This window comes from Treponema sp. R6D11 (genome assembly GCF_054786075.1).
Map to the genome: position 1 here is coordinate 1 of NZ_BDHD01000486.1, position 931 is coordinate 931.

1 protein-coding gene and 1 pseudogene are annotated in these 931 nt (G+C 33.9%); both read right to left on the bottom strand.

Features of this window, described 5'->3' with window-relative positions; translation table 11 throughout:
- A pseudogene (gene rplC / locus ACYVTD_RS14145) lies at nt 1–223 on the bottom strand (50S ribosomal protein L3); the annotation flags it as partial.
- 120 nt (nt 224–343) lie between these two features.
- Nucleotides 344–676, bottom strand: coding sequence for a 30S ribosomal protein S10 (rpsJ, locus tag ACYVTD_RS14150; RefSeq protein WP_461248364.1), 333 nt, complete (start codon nt 674–676; stop codon nt 344–346).
- Nucleotides 677–931 lie beyond the last annotated feature (255 nt).

Genomic DNA, 931 nt, shown 5'->3' on the forward strand with positions numbered 1-931 from the left:
GCTTAACTCCGGCTTTCTTAAAATGTCCTTGAAGTTGTTTTGTCGCTCTCTTTTCTGGAATTTCATCAAATCCTAATTGAATCGCATTATAGCCATCAACCTCAGCCGTCTTCTTTTGCACAACCACATTTGGTTTTGCAGAAACAACTGTAACAGCAACTGCGTTATCTCCAACGAAGATCTGCGTCATTCCCAATTTGCGACCAATAATCGCTTTTTCCATATATCCCTCCGCTATTGGTTGGCTTCTCGCCAACGTTTGCAATATATTTTTTGAATACCGCCAGGCAGTATTCATATATAATAGAAGAAAGTTTCCTTCTATATATAATCAGCAAGTAATTTATGCAGCTATGTTCTTGATTTGAACTTCGATACCAGCTGGCATATCTAACATCGTTAATGTCTCTATTGTCTTCTGAGTTGGATTAACAATATCAATTAACCTTTTATATGTTCTTCTCTCAAATTGCTCACGGCTGTCTTTATTAACATGCACGCTACGAAGAATTGTAAATATCTCTTTTTTAACAGGCAATGGTGTTGGTCCTTTTAAGTCCGCTCCAGTGCTCTCAGCAATTTTAACAAGCTTCTTAACCGCAGATTCCAAAGTTGCTAAATCATAGCCTAGCACTTTGATTCTCATGATGTTTTTTTTGTTTGTCTTAGTTGGCATTCTTTAATCCTCCATATACGCCACGCACTCGGGCGTTCAAATAATACTTTATAAGCAACCTATACATTATATACAATTTTTTCGATTTTGTCAAGGGTTTTTACGCATTTTTTTTTATTTTTATGAATAAAATTTTATATACGCTTTTTATACGAAAGGAAACACATTTTGAAAAAAATTAAAAATATATTTATAAATAACAAAAGAAAAGTGTTTTTACTATGTTTAATACTTCTATCATGCATCGTTTTTGGG